Origin of the sequence: Dermacoccus sp. Ellin185 (assembly GCF_000152185.1) — a bacterium.
In the GTDB taxonomy this organism is placed as follows: Bacteria; Actinomycetota; Actinomycetes; order Actinomycetales; family Dermatophilaceae; genus Dermacoccus; species Dermacoccus nishinomiyaensis.
Genome location: NZ_AEIQ01000124.1, coordinates 1 through 849 on the forward strand (window position 1 = coordinate 1; position 849 = coordinate 849).

1 pseudogene is annotated in these 849 nt (G+C 76.1%); it reads right to left on the minus strand.

Going from position 1 to position 849, the window contains the following annotated elements:
• Positions 1–120 precede the first annotated feature (120 nt).
• A pseudogene (locus HMPREF0321_RS16635) lies at positions 121–849 on the minus strand (hypothetical protein); the annotation flags it as partial.

Here is an 849-nt window from a genome sequence, read left to right on the forward strand (position 1 = left end):
GCGGGTGGACGGGCGCGGCCTGCGCTGCCAGGACGACGGCGCCCGTCCCGGCGGCAAGGACGCCGGCGCGGATCCACCCCTGAGCGCCCCACGTGCGTGGCCGACTCGTGCGCGAACGGCTCATGCGCGCACCTTCTTCCGCGTTCCGAACGGCAGCGCGAGGAACGCGACGACACCGAACAGGCCGAGCTGCGCCCAGCGCCAGCCGCGCCACGCCGTCCCGGGATCGATCTCCAGACGACCGCCCGCAGCGCCCAGTTCGTAGGTCGGCAGGTCGCCTGCGACGTGCCGCAGGGGGCGGCCGTCGAGCGTCACGCTCGCGTGCTCGGCGAAGCCCGGCCCAGCCGCGACGGCCACGCGTCGCGCGGCAGCGCCCGCGGGCAGCGTCGTCGAGACGCGCGCATGGTCGCCGCTCACGGGCACGATCGTGCGATTCTCGCCGTCCGTGACGACGACGCGGGCGGCGCGCTCGGCGCCCTCTCCGTCGACGTGGTAGAGCGAGGTGCCGGCGGTGCTCGCCATGGGCGTGAGGCCGTCCACGCCGTCGAGTTCGAGCGAGCGTGCCCCGGGCTCCTGGGTTGCGCTCACGTACGCGACGCCGGCTTCGCGCAGCGCGCGCGCCGCGTCGGATCGATCGGCCGTGGCGTCCGTCAGCGACCCGATCGCCCGCGTGACGGCGGCGGGGGTCCGCATCGTCGGGACGCCGGCGTCGGCAGCCGGCAGCCCGGCCTCGCGGCTGCGGACGGTGAAGTCGGCGGCGTCCGCACGCGCGTGAAGTTCGAGCACGAGAGCCGCGCGGGTGCTGTGTGCCTCGTGGGCGGCGATGGCCGGCAACGCAGTTCCACGAGG